The 436-nt window shown below is 61.5% G+C and carries 1 protein-coding gene; it reads right to left on the bottom strand.

Annotated features, from left to right (window positions below; translation table 11 throughout):
• Positions 1-162: 162 nt before the first annotated feature.
• Positions 163-396 carry an addiction module protein gene (locus AC1D1Y_RS26445; protein WP_477684960.1) on the bottom strand — a complete coding sequence of 78 codons (234 nt, stop codon included), beginning with the start codon at positions 394-396 and terminating at the stop codon, positions 163-165.
• Between the last annotated feature and the right edge of the window lie 40 nt (positions 397-436).

A 436-nucleotide genomic window follows, 5' to 3' on the forward strand; every position in this document is an offset into this window, starting at 1 on the left:
TGTGTGGGGTGAGTGGGTGCCACGCCTGCGGATGCTGCTCAATCAGTTGAATGGCTTTGAGCGTTTCAATGAAGAATGCTTCGCCCAGACCCGGCGCTTGCTCTGCGTACCACGCTATCGCCTCGTCCAGCTCGGCCTGCGCTGGCGCTAACAGGCGGACGGTCATGCTGCTTTTGGCCTCACTTGGTATTTGGCTATCACTTCCGACAAGGCCACGGCCTCGATTTCACCGCGCCGGTATGCAGCCAAGCGCTCGTCTGCTTCGTGGGCCCAGGCTGAGTCCAGTGTTGCGTCGGGCTGGTCCAGACTGTCCAAGATGCGCTCCACCACTTCCAGTCGCTCTTCGGGCGGCAGCTTGGCGGCTTGGGCACTCAAGGCTTCTGCGGAGGTGGTCATGGTGGCTCCATGTGGGTGGGGTAGGGCACAACTATAGCGC

It is taken from the genome of Polaromonas sp. P1_G1, from assembly GCF_056405595.1.

What these genes read in the sequence shown, in the direction of transcription:
- AC1D1Y_RS26445 (WP_477684960.1), bottom strand. Translation starts at nt 396, where the DNA reads ATGACCACCTCCGCAGAAGCCTTGAGTGCCCAAGCCGCCAAGCTGCCG.